Genomic DNA, 16,766 nt, shown 5'->3' on the forward strand with positions numbered 1-16,766 from the left:
TCAAGAGCCTGCGAGCGCCGGTTGGCCTTCCTGTTCAGGATGCAGCGGTAACAACGGCGAATGCGGGTCGCTCTTGATCGAAGCGCGCCAGGCATCGATCCATGCCGCGTGCTGCTGCGACCATACTTGGTCGTGCAGGCGGGTCAGCGCAACGGGATCGCTCAGCAATGCCAGGCGCGTGCCGAGGTCGAGCCCATGGGGGCCGACTTCCAGGGCTTTGGCGATACGTTCGGCCCGCATGGCCTCGATGGGTGCTGCCTGACCGTGCCGGGCAGTGGCCATGGCGCACGCCAGGGCATTCTGCCGCGGGTCCACAACAGCGCGCACAAAACCGTCGCGCAGGGCGTGCCAGCGGTTCTCGTGGGTGTACTGGTCCGTGGCCAGCAGCTCTTGCGGCGTGGCGTACTCCTCAGGAATCAGGAACAGCTTCTCGTCCTTGGCGGCCAGACCCAGGCGGGTACGGCTGGAAATGACCGAGACCGGGATGGACAGCATCAACGAGCCCACGATCGGCGTCAGCCACCACAGGAAGCTGGGGTTCAGCCAGGCTACCAGGCCTGCCCATCCCACGCCCAGCAAGGTTTGCGGACCATGGCGCTTGACCGCCTCGCTCCAGGGCGTGGAGTCATCGTCGCGCTGGGGAGAGTTCCAGGTGGCGGCCCAGCCCAGGAATGCGGCGAGCACGAAGCGGGTGTGGAAGATCATGCGCACCGGAGCCAGCAACATGGAGAACAGCATTTCCATGAGCATCGACAAGGTGACCTTGATCCGCCCACCGTACTCCACCGCGCCCTTTGCCCAGATCAGGATGACGCTGAGCAGTTTGGGCAGGAACAGCAGCACGATGGTGGTGGAGAACAACGCCACGGCTTTTTCCGGGTGCCATTGAGGCCACAGCGGGTACAGCTGGTACGGCTCGATGAAGTACTGGGGCTCCATCAAGGTGTTGGTCGCCAGCAACGCGGTCGACAGCACCAGGAACAGGAACCACAACGGCGCAGACAGGTAGGACATGACACCCGTCAGGAACACGGCACGGTGCACCGGGTGCATGCCCTTGACCAGGAACAGCCGGAAGTTCATCAGGTTGCCATGGCACCAGCGACGGTCGCGCTTGAGTTCGTCGAGCAGGTTGGGCGGCAGTTCTTCATAGCTGCCCGGCAAGTCATAGGCGATCCATACCCCCCAACCGGCACGGCGCATGAGCGCGGCTTCGACGAAATCGTGGGAGAGAATGGCCCCAGCGAACGCACCCTTGCCTGGCAATGGCGCCAATGCGCAGTGTTCGATGAACGGCTTCATGCGGATGATCGCATTGTGCCCCCAGTAGTGCGACTCGCCCAGCTGCCAGAAATGCAGGCCGGCCGTGAACAATGGGCCGTATACGCGCGTGGCGAACTGCTGCATGCGTGCATACAGGGTATCCATACCCGACGCCTTGGGCCCGGTCTGGATGATGCCGGCATCAGGGTTGGCCTCCATCAGGCGCACCAGGCTGCTCAGGCATTCGCCGCTCATGACGCTGTCGGCGTCCAGCACCACCATGTACTTGTACTCGCTGCCCCAGCGGCGGCAGAAGTCGTCGAGGTTACCGCTTTTGCGCTTCACCCGACGCCGGCGACGGCGGTAGAAGATACGGCCGAACCCCTTGGTTTCACGGCACACGTCCAGCCATGCCTGTTGCTCGGCAACGGCAATGTCGGTGTCGTTGGTGTCGCTGAGCACAAAGAAGTCGAAGCGGTCCAGGTTACCGCTGGCTGCCACCGACTCGAACGTTGCACGCAGGCCTGCGAACACCCGCGGCACGTCTTCGTTGCAGATCGGCATGACCAGCGCGGTCCGTGCGTCTGGCGCGATGGGTTCGTTGCCGGCACTGCTGCCGGAAATCTTGTACTTGTCGCGCCCGGTCAGCAGCTCGAGGAAGCCCATCAGGGCTGTCCAGAAGCCGGCCGACACCCAGCAGAACAGAATCCCGAAGAGAATCAGGATGGACGTCTGCAAGGCGTACGGCCATACCTGCACCACCGTATCCCAGATCGGCTGGGCGAAGATTTCGTCCAGATCGACAAACGACCAGCCCTGGTAGGGCAGGATGCTCTTCATGTACCAGCCAGCGACCAAGGTCTGCCCGATCATCAGTGCCAACAGGATGTATCGGCGGATCGAACCGACAGTACGCCAGCGGGCCGCCGGCAACTCACGCTTGGGTGGCTGCGGTACGTTGGTACGCCCGGTCAGGCGCCGCCATGCCCGCACCAGCAGGTTGGTACGCCATGGTTCGGGCACGACCTTGGTACGCGTGATGGGCGGCGCGATCTTCAGGCACAGGCGCCCGTTACCGTCCACACCGAGCATTTCGGCCTCTTCCAGTTCGCCGGCGGTGCCGACCGTCAGGCGCGAGCCCACCGAGGCCTGCACGGCCTCGGCTGGGCTGGCGGGCGAGGTGGCCGCCAGGCGCTGGTGCAGTTCGCTGAACGATGTGCAAGTGGCAAGTTCCGCGCGCTGCTCATCGCTCAGTGGAAGGTGGGCCAGGTATTCGCCAAGCGATACCGGCCTTGGGCTCGGATTACTCATCGGCAGGCAACTGATAGGTCCAGGTTTCGGTCAGCACCTTTTCGGTGGTGGCCGCAGCCCCGGCAGTGGGCGCCGCGTCGGCGGCAGGTTGTTCGGCCTTGACGGTCTTCTCGGCCTTGGCATGCTTGGCAGACGCCTTGTCCTGCTTGGCGTCCTTGGCAGGCGCTGGCGCCTCTACCGGCACATCACGTACCAGCGCTGCACGCATTTCAGTCGACTTGTTGGCTTCCTTGACCTTCAGGCGCAGGGTCAGGCGCCAGCCCTTGGTTTCAGGGTTGTAGCGCAGGTTGTTCTCGACCACCTCACCGTTGTCGCCCACGCTGATCTGGCTGCGCACCGGGGTGTCTTCAGGCAAGGCGGCCAGGGCCGGGCCTGCGAAGTCGACCAGGAACGCCACGCTGCCATCAGGCTGGCGGATCAGGTTGGACTGCTTGACGTCACCGGTGGAGCGCAGGGTCTGCTTGACCCAGCCCAACTCAGGCGCCTGGAACTTGGGCTCGTCGATGGTCCAGTGCAGGCGGTAGGCGAACTCGGCCGCTTCGCCAGGCTCGGGCAGCTTTTCCGGGCTCCAGAAGGCAACGATGTTGTCGTTGGTTTCGTCGGCCGTCGGGATTTCCACCAGGTCGACGGTCCCCTTGCCCCAGTCGCCTTTGGGTTCGATCCAGGCACTTGGGCGCTTCTGGTAGTTATCGTCCAGGTCTTCATAGTCGCTGAAGGCGCGCTGGCGCTGCATCAGACCAAACCCGCGCGGGTTCTCGACGCTGAAGTTGCTGACCGACAGATGCTTGGGGTTGTTCAGCGGGCGCCACAGCCACTCGCCGTTGCCGGTATGGATGGACAAGCCTTCGGAATCGTGCAGCGCTGGGCGGTAGTTGAGGACCTTGGACGGCTGGTTCGGGCCGAACAGGTACATGCTGGTCAACGGCGCTACGCCCAGGCGGCTGACGTGATCGCGCAGGTACACGCGCGACTGCACGTCAACGACCGTGTCGTTGCCAGGACGCAGGGTGAGCTTGTAGGCACCGGTTGAGCGCGGCGAGTCCAGCAGCGCGTAGATCACCAGGTGCTTGTCGGCCGGCTGCGGCTTCTCGACCCAGAACTCGGTGAACCGTGGGAATTCTTCGCCCGAGGGCAGCGCCGTGTCGATGGCCAAGCCACGGGCCGACAGGCCATAGACATGGCCCTTGCCAACGACGCGGAAATAGCTGGCGCCAAGCAGGGTCATGATTTCGTCCTGCTTGTCGGCCTTGTTGATCGGGTACAGCACGCGGAAGCCCGCATAGCCCAGGTTCTTGGTGGCATCGGCATCATGCGGCACGTCGCCGAACTCGAAGCGGCTCGGGTCGTACTTGATTTCCTGGACCTTGGTGGCGGTGACTTCGTTGATTTTCACCGGCGTATCGAAATGCATGCCCTGGTGGTAGAACGACAGCTTGAACGGCGTCTTGTCGTTGGCCCACTCGGCCTTTTCCTGCAGGAAATGGATCTTCTGGTAGTCCGCGAACTTCATGTCGCGGAAAACGGCCGGCAGGTTGCTTTTGGGCGCTTCGTACTTCTGGCCGGCCAGATCCTTTGCCTTGGCGGCAACATCGTCAAGATTGAATGCCCACAGCTGGCCCGCGCTCATCAGGCCAACGATTGCCATGCTGGCCATCAGCGCCTTGCGTAGCCTGACGCCGGGGATTCTTGATGCTTTTTGGGGACTAACAATCACGAGCAACCCTCGCCGAAAACAGATCATGAAACCAACGGCCAGCGACAAATGCCGGGTTGGCGAGCACTGTTCGGACCCCGTAAGGGCGTAATGATTCCCCAAACGGCTACGGACAATGCTCGAGTCAGAGTGAAACGGGCCTGCGAACGCAGGCCTCATGCAGCGCGCGATTATCCAGCAGGTCGCGTGACAACGCATCAGGCTGCAACAACTATTTATGGTATAGAACCGCTTATTCATTCAGGAAAGCGGCTTTTTTAACCTTAAATTTGTAACAGTAGCGTTACAGGGCCATCATTGACGAGGTGCACCTGCATATCGGCACCGAATTGACCGGTAGCAACGTCGGCATGGCGGCCTCTGGCTTGCGTCACCAGGTAGTCGAACAGCTCGGCCCCCAGGGCCGGGGGTGCCGCCGTGGAAAAGCTGGGTCGCATGCCGTTGCGGGTGTCGGCCGCTAGTGTGAATTGCGAGACCAGCAGCAGACCGCCACCCACCTCTTTCAACGACAGGTTCATCTTGCCCTGCTCATCGCTGAACACGCGGTAGTTCAACAACTTGTGCAGCAGCTTGTCGGCATGCTCGCGGGTGTCGTCCGGCTCCACGGCCACCAGTACCAGCAGGCCTTGCTCAACAGCGCCAATGACCTGGCCCTGCACTTCCACCCGCGCGTTGCGCACCCGTTGCAACAGGCCCTTCATGCTTCTTCCAGGGGCAAGTCGAGCAGGCGCCTGGCCATCTGGTCGGCTGCGCGCACCAGGGCATCGGTAATGCCCGGTTCGGAGGCGGCATGCCCGGCATCACGAATCACCTTCAATTCGCTGTTCGGCCACGCCTGGTGCAGCTCCCAAGCGTTGTCCAGTGGGCAGATCACATCGTAGCGCCCGTGCACGATCACCGCTGGCAGGTGGGCGATCCTGGGCAGGTCGCGCACCAGCTGGTTAGGCTCGAGAAAGGCGTTGTTCATGAAGTAGTGGCATTCGATGCGGGCGATGGACAAGGCCCGTTGCGGCTCGGAGAAGCGATCCACCACCAGGGGGTTGGGCCGCAGCGTGGCCGTACGGCCCTCCCAGGTGGACCATGCCTTGGCCGCGTGCATCTGGGCAATCTGGTCAGAACCGGTCAGGCGCTTGTGGAACGCGCTGACCAAATCGCCGCGCTCCTCCGGTGGAATGGGCGCAATGTAGTCCTGCCAGTAGTCCGGGAACAGGCGGCTGGCACCTTCCTGGTAGAACCACTGTATCTCCTGAGGCCTGCACAGGAAGATCCCGCGCAGGATCAGGCCATGCACGCGTTCAGGGTGGGTCTGGGCGTAGGCCAGGGCGAGCGTGGAGCCCCATGAGCCGCCGAACAGTACCCACTTGTCGATGCCCAGGTGTTCACGGATGCGCTCCATGTCCTCCACCAGGTGCCAGGTGGTGTTGTTTTCCAGGCTGGCATGGGGAGTGGAGCGGCCGCAGCCGCGCTGGTCGAAGGTGATGATGCGGTACAGGGTGGGATCGAAATAGCACCGGCTCTGGGCATCGCAGCCTGCACCCGGGCCGCCATGAATGAAGAGCACCGGCAAACCTTCGGGTGAGCCGCTTTCATCGACGTACAGCACGTGTGGCGCTTCCACGGCCAGATCGTGCCGGGCGTAGGGTTTGATCTGCGGGTAGAGGGTCTGCATTGCGCACTCCGTGTGAAGGTTGTTCGGCCGTGAGCCATCATAAACCTGAATTGAGCGCAGAGCATGCTTGTACATCAACTCCATGCCTGGCCCGATACAGTTGCCAGGCAGACATATCTACCTCCTTTCTCCGTCCCCGGCCCTACAGAGTCCTTCACCCCATCGTGCTGAGGACTACGAAATGCCCACCCCAACCAGCGATACCCTACCCTTACAAGGTGTCCATTACTCCACCATCGCCAAGCGCATCCCCCAGTGGCTGAAAAAGAGCCCGGCCCAGACGCATCAAGCCTTGCGCAACTGGCGGCAGGCACCTGCCTGGCTGGCGTCAGCGATTACAGAGCAACCGGCCATCGCGCGTGCCTGGAGCATGGAACATGCTCAGCACCGTCAACACCAAGCGCAGGTCGCGGCGCTGTTCGAGCAGGTTGCAGACCTGAAGAGCTATGCTAGAAAGGCGTTGACCGAAGCCATCGCTGAACGCTTTGGTCTGCAGGTCGATGTCGACCGGAGCTACCTGGTGGACGCGCGCCTGATCAAGGAGCACAACGCCCTGGACGGGCGGCAGGCCGTGGAACGGGCGACCCGCTCACTGCTTCAGGCAGCCCTGCATAATTTCGAGGCATCGGCCGCCGTTGAGGGGGGCATGGATGCACCCGACGCGCTCTTGAAAAAATCGGTGATTCTCGACCACCGACGCTTCATGGGCACCGTGCCCATCACCAATGCGCTGGATATACCGGCAGAGGCCTTCGCCGACCTGTGTCGAACGCTGGACATTGGTAGGAAATATCACGACCTGATCCACGCGATCTATTACCCGGCCGCAACGGCCGACCGCAGTGCCGACGAGGTGGCCTTGGAGGTGTATCAAACACTGGGACGGGCAGAGGGGTCGGCCTGGCGGCAGTCCCTGCATTACGCTCGCTTGAAGGGCGATATCAGCGAGACGTTCTACACCGCCGCGCTGGCAGTGCCGCTTGATCAAAAGCTGGACCCTTACGCCTCAGGGATCAGGTTCAGCGAGCTGCAACTCTGGGGCTGCGTACTGACGGGGGTAGTGGCCATCGACACGCAATCGACTACCGATAGCCGCGTTGCGCTGTACATTCCCGCCGACGAGCATACTCCTCTCAAGGAGTTCGCTGATACGCAGGCCATGCATGACGCGCTGCGGGATCGGCTTCAGGCCGACATGGGCTACCTGGACAAGCATGTGCCCGAGCGCGACAAGGCGATGGTTCGACAGCGCCTGCAAGCGCGTCTGATGCCGCTGGGCTGGAGTACTCGCGGCGTGTACGAGCCCGTACTCGATCCCAATGCCAGGCTCTATCCCGTTCAAACGCCTTTCAGTCACGCGTTTGAGGGGCTCATGGCTTTTCGCAAGGTGGAACGTCATGAACAGGACATTCTCTTTCACGCCGTTCCAACCGAGATCGTCGACCGGCGTGCGGCCCAGGCTCACCGCGAACTCATTGCCGAGCGCGCATTACTGGCACTGAACATCGCCGGCTTCTTCGTGCCTGGCCTCGGTGAGGCCATGCTACTGGTGGGTATCGTCCAGCTAGCCCATGAAGTGTATGAGGGCATCGAAGCCTGGGAAGCAGACGAGCGCGACACGGCTTACGACTATCTGGTCGATGTCGTCGAGAACGTAGCGGTCATGGCTGCGCTGGCAGCTGCTGGCCATGCGCTCAAGGGAACATCGGAAGCCTCCGAGGGCGACGAACCCATCGTCGAGGAACCCGACGACGAACCCGGTGACGCGCGCACTCCCGTAGAAACCCCGTCATTCATCGAGGTGCTGGAAGACGTGGGCATGCCTGATGGGCAGGTAAGTCTGTGGAAACCTGATCTCACGCCCTATCAAATCCAGGACCCACTGCCGCAGCCAGGGGTGCCCAATGAGCAGGGCCTGTTGGTGCATGAGGGTCAACAACGGCTGATACTGCAGGGCCGCCAGTATCGGGTCGTGTCAGACGCTGGCACCGGCCAATACCGGCTGCAACACCCACGCGGCGAGCATCGCTATCAGCCACCGCTGCGCCATAATGGCGCTGGCGCGTGGATACTGGTCACGGACCGCCCAGCTACCTGGACAGGTTCGACACTGTTGCAAAGAATGGGGCACCTGAGTGCCGACTTCGATGAGCCGACGCTGCGACGAATGCTAAAGATCAGTGACACGGACGAAGATGCCGTGCGCAGGGCGCTGGTGGAGAACGAGCGGTTGCCTGCGTTGCTACAAGACACGCTGCAGCGATTCAAGCTTGACCAGTCGATAAGCCAGTTGCCCACCACGGCAGACCGATCAACCGAATTTTTCAGAGCCTACAGCCGCATGACATCGGCCCAACTGCCCGATGCCGAACCGATCATGCGTGCATACCCCGGTCTTCCAGCCGCCATTGCCGACGAGCTGGTAAGCAGCGCCAATGCCAACGAACGAGGCGTGCTGGCAAGCGGTAGGGTGCCGCTGCGGCTGAGTGAGGAAGTTCGTGTTTATCTGCAACAGGTCCGTCTGGCGCGGGCTTACGAGGGGTTGTTCCTGGTAGGGGCTCAAGGCTGGGACAGCGATCGACTGGTGCTGCACACCCTGCCCACACTCAGCAAATGGCCTGCCGAAACCAGACTACAAATCGTAAGGGGTGGGTCCTGGCCCACTCAAGCCGAGGCAGTCGGCCCCGAGCAAGGCAGCCCCCGCGTAACCATCATCCATGCCCATGCGGGGTACATCGTCCAGGATCAAGACGATCCATCTCGGCTGATAACGGCACATCCGGACCTCTTTACCGCGCTGCACGCGGCGCTGCCAGAGGTCATGGCAAAACTCGGCGCGGCTGACGCGCCGGCCCTGCAGCACCTGATGCAGGAAAGCCCGCTGCTGCCTCGCCCAGCCTTGCGCAAGGTTCTGGGCATGCGGCCGGTGCGCCCCGGCTATCGCTCACCCATGCGCCTTGCCGATGGTCGCCTGGGGTATCCGCTGAGCGGCGGTGGCCCGCAAGCCCATGCGGTCTCTCACTCACAACTCATTGCAGCGGTCGAGGCACTGGAGTTGGCGCAGCGTACCGGCCGCTCTGCCGATCAAGTGATCAATACGCTGGCCAGTGGCGGCCGCACCCGCCTGCAGATTTTCGAGCACCTGCAACGCTTGGCCGAACAGCGCACCGAACTGCAAAGCAGGCTCGATGACTGGAGCGAGGCCATCTCGCCGCCGACCGACGAGGCAGCACGCAACTACGACGCATTGCGCGAGGCGATCGTGCAGTTCTGGTATGACACGGCGTTGGACGAAGGCGACCGGAGCTCGGCCGTGTTACGCCTGGCGCATATCTCTCTGGCTGATATTCCGCTGAACTTACCCGAGTTCTTCTACCAGCGAGTGAGCAGCCTGATCTTGTATGACCTGCCCTCAGGCGCGATGGCCAGTTGGGCGCAGAACGAGCGTTTGCTGCAACGCCTGCTCCGTCAGATGCCGCAACTCGAGGCATTGGAAATCGACCGTCCCTACACACCCCGGGCAACACCCTCGGCATTCATGTTCAGCATATCCATCATTCTGGAGAACCTGCCACAGTTGCAGCGCCTGGTACTGACCAACCAGAACATTGCCTTGTCCTCCAGCGACCTAGATATGCTGGCCGGCGCCCGCCAGCTGCGTCATCTAGACCTCTCCGGGAACCGCCTGGCGCAGAATAACCGTCCGAGCTTCCACGCGCTCACACTCAATTACCTCGGGCTCGACCGCATGCAGCTGTCGCAATGGCCAATGGGCATCGGCAGCGACGCCTTGAGCCGCATCGGTGAGCTGTCGCTGCGCGACAATAACCTGCTCACGCTGCCAACGTTCCTGCTGCACGAAGCCGAATCACTTCGCCTGCCGCCGGTCATCAATCTTGAAGGCAACCCTATAAACGAAATTCACGTGCAGCGTTTGCTTATGAACGAGCAACTGGACACTTCCGGCATTCGCGTGGACCAACCGCCGTCGCTTATCGAGGGAATCACGCGCCTGCGCAACGAGCGCTCGCAGGTACGAGAAGCGCTCGAAGGCTGGGCGCAGGCATCGAGTTCCAGCAACCCTTTGACACAAACCGCCCTGGCCGAGCGTCAGCGCATTGAAACGGCGATCAACGATTTCTGGACGCATCAGGAACAGGGCCATCGATACCTCAGGCTGCAACTGGAAGACGTGTCGATTGAGCACTTCCCCAGACGCCTGCCGCCATTCTTTGGCGAGCGTGTTCGCGCCCTGGCCTTGACTCGCCTGCGGGGCACGACTGCGCAGCTCGATGAGTTGCTCAGTCGCTTTCCAGGTATCACGCGCTTGACCATAGACGGTCATCAAGCGCCGCAATCGACACTGCCTACCGCCTTGCTGCGCTTGCCAGCGCTGGAGTACCTGGAACTGCGCAACATGAACCTGGAAATCGACCAACCCATGTTCGAGATCTTTGGTCGCCTGCCCCACCTCACCTCACTGGACCTGTCGGGCAACCGGGTGGGCGCCATCAACCACGTCCCTGCTCACCTCGCGGCGAATCTGCAGTCCCTGGTGCTGAGCAACATGGACCTGCAGGGCTGGCCAAGCTGGTGCGATCAATTGCTGCCGCTCGAATTGCTGGACCTCAGCTCGAACAACATCACCGAACTGCCAGACCATATCCTGTCGAATCTGGATAACGCCATTCCGATTTCTTCCGTGTCCTTGCTCGACAACCCGCTGCCAGCTGCAACCATCCAGCGGGTCCGTACGTTTTCGGACAGCCACCACAGCTTCTCCTTCGCCCTGGACATTCCCAACGATCTACTGCTCACCGACGGTTCCAGTGATGGCTCCCTGGACCACCCGCATTTCCCGGTGGCCAGTGACGATACCCCCCGGATGGAGTCGTGGATGCTGGGAAATGCACTGCAAAATGAATCTTTGCAGGCATGCTGGGAGGCGCTTGCAGGCAGCGACTTGCTGCGCCTGGCAGGCCGTTTGCAAAACGCGGCCCCTTATGTGGAGCCTGCCACCCGGGGCAGCTTCTGCGAACGGGTGCGACTGATGCTGGTCGCGGCGGCGAGCAACCCGGCCGAGCGGCCATTGCTGGAAAGCATCGCTGTAGAGGCGCTGCCTGACGAGAGTGGCGCACAAACTTGCCATGACGGTGCGCTTCAGGCGTTCAACAACATCGAGTTGTACCTGATGCATCAACGTGTCGTGATTGATGCGGGGGATAGCCTGCAGCAGATGCGTCAAAGGCTGCTGCAGCTGTTCCGGGTAGAGGAACTCGAACGCCTTGCCCAGCACCGCGCGATACCGGGGGATCTGGTTTCGGTGCGCCTGGCCTACCGCCGCGAGCTGGCCAAGGAACTCGAGCTGCCCATCGCTGACCGTATGCGTTTCCGAAGTGCTGCCAACCTGGCAGCCGATGAGCTTTCGAGCGTTCTCGAACACGTGCGCAAGCGCGAACACAGCGAAGCCTTCATCGATTACCTGCTGTCCAACCAGGACTGGACCCAGCGCCTTCGCGGTGAATACGCCGAGCGGTTCGAGGAAATTGAGAACCGGTACCGCCAGCGGGTGATGGAACTGGCCAATACCAGCCATCCGCTGCAGGAAGAGGTGGTCTTGCAACAAGGCTTGCAAGTGGACCGGGAGCTCGAGGAGCAGGCACTGCTGCGCGAGCTCACGCTCAAGGAGGTCGCCAAAGACTGACGATAGACCAGGCCGCGCGTGCACCGCGCGCTGCCTGGCCGACTGGCTTCAGTTGCGATAACGCGCCTGGCCCCATGCCAGCAGCGCCTCCAGCAGCTGCTTGAGCACCGCCTGGGTTGGGCGTGCCAAGTCTTCACGGTAGGTAAAAGGTTCACGCTCTTGCATGTAGGTGCTTTGCGCGAGCTCCAGTTGGACGGCGTGAACGTGAGCGGCTGGGTTGCCGTAGTGACGGGTGATGTGCCCGCCCTTGAAGCGCCCATTGAGCACATGATCGTAACCTTGTGCCTGTTGGCAGACGTGCGTCAGCCGCTGGGCCAGGCTCGGGTCGCAACTCGCATCGTTGAAGGTCCCGAGGTTGAAGTCCGGCAGCTTGCCGTCGAACAGCCGAGGAATGTGCGAGCGGATGGAGTGGGCGTCCCAGAGCAAGACATAGCCAAACGTCTCACGCAAGCGTGCCAGCTCATGCCTGATTGCCCTGTGATAAGGGTGCCAGATGTGCTCAAGGTAGTGCTTGCGCTCTGCCGGGCTTGGCGCCAGCCCCTCCTTGAACAAAGGTTCACCCTCAAAGAGGGTGTCCGGATAGAGCCCGGTGGTGGCCCCTGCATACAGCGGCTTATCGTCCTCCGGGCGGTTGAGGTCGATGACGAAACGCGAATACTCGGCCGTCAGTACGCTGGCGCCCAGCGCCTGGGCGAAATCGTACAGACGGGGAATGTGCCAGTCCGTATCGGGCAGGCTGCGCGCCTGGTCGACCAGGCCATCGGCCACTGCCGGGGTCAGCTTCAGGCCCGCATGGGGAATGCTGATCAACAGCGGCAATTGACCCTGGTGAAAGCTCAGTACCTTGTCCATCTCGCCTCGCTCAGATATCACGTTCATGGCCGCCGCGCACCACGCGCTTGGGCAGGTCGCCGCCAAGCCAATAGGCCAGGTCGGCAGGGCGTTCTATTTGCCAGGCAACGAAGTCCGCAGCCTTGCCCGTTTCAAGGGTGCCATGGCTGCTTCCCATGCCCAGCGCGTGCGCCGCATGGGTGGTGACACCGGCAAGGGCTTCTTCAGGCGTCATGCGCATCAGGGTGCAGCCCATGTTCAGCATTAGCCGCAGCGACAGGCCCGGCGAAGTGCCCGGGTTCAGGTCGCTGGCCAGGGCGACTTTCACGCCGTGCCGGCGCAGGGCGTCCATTGGCGGAAGCTGGGTTTCGCGCAGAAAGTAGAACGCGCCGGGCAACAAGACGGCCACGGTGCCAGCCGCTGCCATGGCCATGGCATCTTCTTCTGTCATGAATTCCAGGTGATCGGCCGACAGTGCCTGGTAGCGGGCAGCCAGGCTGGAGCCGTGCAAGGAGGACAATTGTTCCGCGTGCAGCTTGACCGGCAAACCCAATTGCTGCGCCTTGATGAACAAGCGTTCAACCTGTGCGGGTGAGAAGGCCAAGTGTTCGCAGAAGGCATCCACCGCATCCACCAGCCCTTCTGCTGCCAATGCCGGCAGCATGTCATTGCAGATGTGGGCAATGTAGTCGTCGCTGCGTTCGGCGTATTCCGGCGGTAAGGCGTGGGCTGCCAGACACGTGGCCCGAACCGTGATACCCAGCTCGTCACCCAGACGTCGGGCTACACGCAGCATCTTGCGCTCGTTGGCCAGGTCCAGGCCGTAACCGGACTTGATCTCCAGGGTGGTCACGCCATCGCGCATCAACGCCTGGACGCGCTGCTGGGCGCTGGCGAACAGCATGTCTTCACTGGCGGCGCGGGTGGCCCTCACGGTACTGGCAATGCCCCCGCCCTGCGCGGCGATCTCGGCATAGCTCACACCTTGCAGCCGCTGTTCGAACTCGCCGCTGCGGTTGCCGCCGAATACCGCGTGCGTGTGGCAATCGATCAGCCCGGGCGTTACCCAGGCACCACCCAGGTCCACCGTCTGCTCGGCCCCTTCGACTGCCCAGTCGGCACGTGGGCCGATCCACAGGATTCGCCCACCACCGGTCACGATGGCGGCGTCTTCGATGATCGAATAACGGCCTTCGGCCATGGTTGCCACATGGCAGTGCTGCCAGAGGGTTTTCATGCAGGTTCTCCTTTGCTAGCGATGCAGCTCGGCGGCTTCGGCCACTGGCGCGCCCTGTCCTGTCCGCGGCTTGCACCACAGCAGGTAGGACGCCACCAGAAAGACCAGCCAGACCATGCCGACCAGCAACGCCGCCTGGGTGTCGGGGAAATAGCCAAGCACACCGAAGACAAAGACCATGAAGGCAATGGCCAACGCCGGCCCCCAGGGCCAGAACGGTACCGGAAACTTGAGCTCGGCCATCTGCTCGCGGCTCATGCTGCGCCGCATCGCCACTTGAGTGATGAGGATCATCAGCCAGACCCAGACGGTGGCGAAGGTGGCGATCGAGGCGATCAGCAGAAACACGTTTTCGGGGATCAGGTAATTGAGCAGTACGCCAACCAGCAGCGCTGCCCCCATGACCAGTACCGTCATCCACGGCACGCCATGCCTGGACAGCCGGCTAAAACCCTTGGGGGCATGCCCCTGCTGGGCCAGACCATACATCATGCGGCCCGCACCGAAGATATCGCTGTTGATGGCCGAAACGGCCGCGGAGATCACCACCACGTTCAGCACCGCAGCCGCAGAGCCGATCCCCAGGTTACTGAAGATCTGCACGAAGGGGCTGCCCTGGCTGCCAATCTGCGGCCAGGGGTACAGACACATCAGCACGAACAGGGTGAGTACATAGAACAGCAGGATGCGCAGGGGCACGGCGTTGATCGCCTTGGGAATCACCCGTTGCGGATCCTTGGCCTCGCCTGCGGTCACCCCGATGATCTCGATGCCGCCGAAGGCGAACATCACCACTGCGAACGAGGCGATCAGCCCGGCGACACCGTTAGGCATGAAACCACCATGGTCGAACAGGTTGCCCAGGCCCACGGCCTGCCCGCTGCCCACCTGGCTGAAGCCGAACGCCATGATGCCCAGGCCCGCCAGGATCATGGCCACGATCGCCCCCACCTTGAGCAAGGACAGCCAGAATTCCAGCTCGCCGAACACCTTGACGTTGCACAGGTTGAGCGCGCCGATGAACAAGACTATGCCCAGCACCCATGTCCAGCGGGCGACCTCCGGGAACCAGAAGCCCATGTAGATACCGAACGCCGTCACGTCGGCAATGGCGACGATGACCATCTCGAACGCGTAGGTCCAGCCGAGGATGAAGCCGGCCATGGGGCCCAGGTAGGTGCTGGCATAGTGACCGAACGACCCGGCTACGGGGTTGTGTACGGCCATCTCGCCCAATGCCCGCATGACCATGAATACCGCTGCGCCGCCAATCAGGTAAGCCAGCAATACCGCCGGGCCGGCCATCTGGATGGCCGAGGCCGAGCCATAGAACAGGCCGGTACCGATAGCCGAGCCGAGGGCCATGAAACGAATGTGGCGGGCAGTCAGCCCGCGCTTTAGACCTTGTGCAGGTTGCATGTCACGTCCTTGAATTGTTTTTGTGGTCGTGAGATCCGGGGGCCGCCACCAAAGGCCCCCAAGGGCATTACAGACTAGGGAGCACGCCCGCTGGCAACAGCGCGGTCAGGCTGCCTTCGGCCAGCAGGTGCACGGCCTTTTCGATGTCCGGTGCAAAGAACCGGTCGCGGTCGTAGTGCGGCACTTCACAGCGCAACGCCTGGCGTGCTTGCTCAAGCTTGGCGGAGGTCTTGAGCCCTTTGCGCAGATCCAGGCCCTGGCAGGCGCCCAACCATTCGATCGCCAGCACGCCCCGGGTATTTTCGGCCATTTCCCATAGACGTTTGCCGGCAGCCGGAGCCATTGACACATGGTCCTCCTGGTTGGCGGAGGTCGGCAGGCTGTCGACGCTGTGGGGATGCGACAGGGCCTTGTTCTCGCTTGCCAGGGCAGCGGCGGTGACCTGGGCAATCATGAAGCCGGAGTTGACCCCACCGTTTTCTACCAGGAAAGGCGGCAGTTGGGACATGTGCTTGTCCATCATCAGCGAGATGCGGCGCTCGCTCAACGAGCCCATTTCGGCGATGGCCAAGGCGATGTTGTCGGCGGCCATCGCCACCGGCTCGGCATGGAAATTACCCCCTGAAACCACGTCGCCTTCGGCGGCGAACACCAAAGGGTTGTCCGACACAGCATTGGCCTCGACGCCGAGCACCTCGGCAGCCTGGCGCAGTTGGGTGAGGCAGGCGCCCATCACTTGTGGTTGGCAGCGCAGCGAGTAAGGATCCTGGACCTTGTCGCAGTTCTGGTGCGAGAGCGATACCTCGCTGGTGTCCCCCAGCAGGTCCCGGAAGCAGGCAGCGGTGTCGATCTGCCCGCGCTGGCCGCGCACTTCATGGATACGGGCATCGAAGGGCGAGCGCGAACCAAGGGCGGCTTCCACGCTGAGCGCGCCGCAGGTGACCGCGGCGGCGAACAGGTCCTCGCCATGGAATAGCCCGCGCAGGGCATAGGCCGTGGAGGCCTGGGTGCCATTGAGCAGGGCGAGCCCCTCTTTGGCGGCCAGGGTCAACGGCTCAAGGCCAGCGATGGCCAGGGCCTCGGTAGCCGCAAGCCACTGGCCCTTATAGCGCGCCTTGCCCTCCCCCAGCAGTACCAGGGACATGTGGGCCAGCGGCGCGAGATCACCGGAAGCGCCGACCGAGCCTTTGAGGGGGATGTGAGGATAGACCTCGGCGTTGACCAGCGCGATCAGCGCGTCGATGACCTTGCGGCGAATACCGGAAAAGCCGCGGCTCAGGCTGTTGATCTTCAGCACCATGATCAATCGGACCAAAGCGTCATCGAGGGGCGCGCCGATCCCGGCAGCATGGGACAGCACCAGCGAACGCTGCAGGTTTTCCAGGTCGTGGCTGGCGATGCGGGTCGATGCCAGCAGCCCGAAACCTGTGTTGATGCCATAGGCGGTACGGTCCTGCGCGATGATCTGTTCGACGCAGGCCACGCTGGCATCGATGGCCAGGCCGGCGCTGGCGTCGAGCTGAAGCCTTACTGGGCCTGCATGCACAGTGCGCAGTTGCGCCAGGGTCAGGCAGCCGGGCTTGAGGGTAAGTTCGGTCACGTTGCTACTCCAGTTCGC

General features: G+C 62.5%; 9 protein-coding genes. 1 reads left to right on the forward strand and 8 read right to left on the reverse strand.

Annotated features, from left to right (window positions below; genetic code table 11):
• The 4 genes from mdoH to pip form a co-directional block, all read right to left on the reverse strand.
• The gene (gene mdoH / locus ACF8E5_RS08625; protein ID WP_196186588.1) at window positions 1-2,574 is read right to left on the reverse strand and encodes a glucans biosynthesis glucosyltransferase MdoH; all 2,574 of its coding nucleotides are present in this window, start codon (window positions 2,572-2,574) and stop codon (window positions 1-3) included.
• Window positions 2,567-4,288 carry a glucan biosynthesis protein G gene (locus tag ACF8E5_RS08630; protein WP_392475152.1) on the reverse strand — a complete coding sequence of 574 codons (1,722 nt, stop codon included), beginning with the start codon at window positions 4,286-4,288 and terminating at the stop codon, window positions 2,567-2,569. Before ACF8E5_RS08630 ends, mdoH begins: the two co-directional genes overlap by 8 nt.
• Window positions 4,289-4,551: 263 nt before the next feature.
• Complete coding sequence (gene dtd / locus ACF8E5_RS08635) at window positions 4,552-4,989, reverse strand: D-aminoacyl-tRNA deacylase (RefSeq protein ID WP_058604273.1); 438 nt, start codon at window positions 4,987-4,989, stop codon at window positions 4,552-4,554.
• Window positions 4,986-5,957, reverse strand: coding sequence for a prolyl aminopeptidase (gene pip, locus ACF8E5_RS08640; protein ID WP_058604272.1), 972 nt, complete (start codon window positions 5,955-5,957; stop codon window positions 4,986-4,988). The genes dtd and pip overlap by 4 nt, the downstream gene beginning before the upstream one ends.
• 181 nt (window positions 5,958-6,138) lie before the next feature.
• Here pip and ACF8E5_RS08645 point away from each other — a divergent pair, with 181 nt between their 5' ends.
• Window positions 6,139-11,661: a dermonecrotic toxin domain-containing protein gene (locus ACF8E5_RS08645; RefSeq protein ID WP_230384498.1), complete on the forward strand. Its 5,523-nt coding sequence runs from the start codon at window positions 6,139-6,141 to the stop codon at window positions 11,659-11,661.
• Between the two features lie 48 nt (window positions 11,662-11,709).
• Here the strand turns inward: ACF8E5_RS08645 and hutG are convergent, their stop codons facing one another.
• The 4 genes from hutG to hutH all read right to left on the reverse strand — a co-directional run bounded on the left by hutG (window position 11,710) and on the right by hutH (window position 16,748).
• On the reverse strand, window positions 11,710-12,513 hold the full coding sequence (gene hutG, locus ACF8E5_RS08650) for an N-formylglutamate deformylase (protein WP_058639865.1): 804 nt from the start codon (window positions 12,511-12,513) through the stop codon (window positions 11,710-11,712).
• Window positions 12,514-12,523: 10 nt separating this feature from the next.
• On the reverse strand, window positions 12,524-13,729 hold the full coding sequence (hutI, locus tag ACF8E5_RS08655; protein WP_145253749.1) for an imidazolonepropionase: 1,206 nt from the start codon (window positions 13,727-13,729) through the stop codon (window positions 12,524-12,526).
• 15 nt (window positions 13,730-13,744) lie between these two features.
• Entirely contained in the window at window positions 13,745-15,148 is a 1,404-nt protein-coding gene (locus ACF8E5_RS08660; RefSeq protein WP_058639863.1) for an amino acid permease, read from the reverse strand.
• Between the two features lie 67 nt (window positions 15,149-15,215).
• The gene (hutH, locus tag ACF8E5_RS08665) at window positions 15,216-16,748 is read right to left on the reverse strand and encodes a histidine ammonia-lyase (RefSeq protein WP_058639862.1); all 1,533 of its coding nucleotides are present in this window, start codon (window positions 16,746-16,748) and stop codon (window positions 15,216-15,218) included.
• Window positions 16,749-16,766 lie beyond the last annotated feature (18 nt).

The organism is Pseudomonas sp. WSY_20 (genome assembly GCF_043104335.1).
GTDB lineage: Bacteria > Pseudomonadota > Gammaproteobacteria > Pseudomonadales > Pseudomonadaceae > Aquipseudomonas > Aquipseudomonas parafulva_B.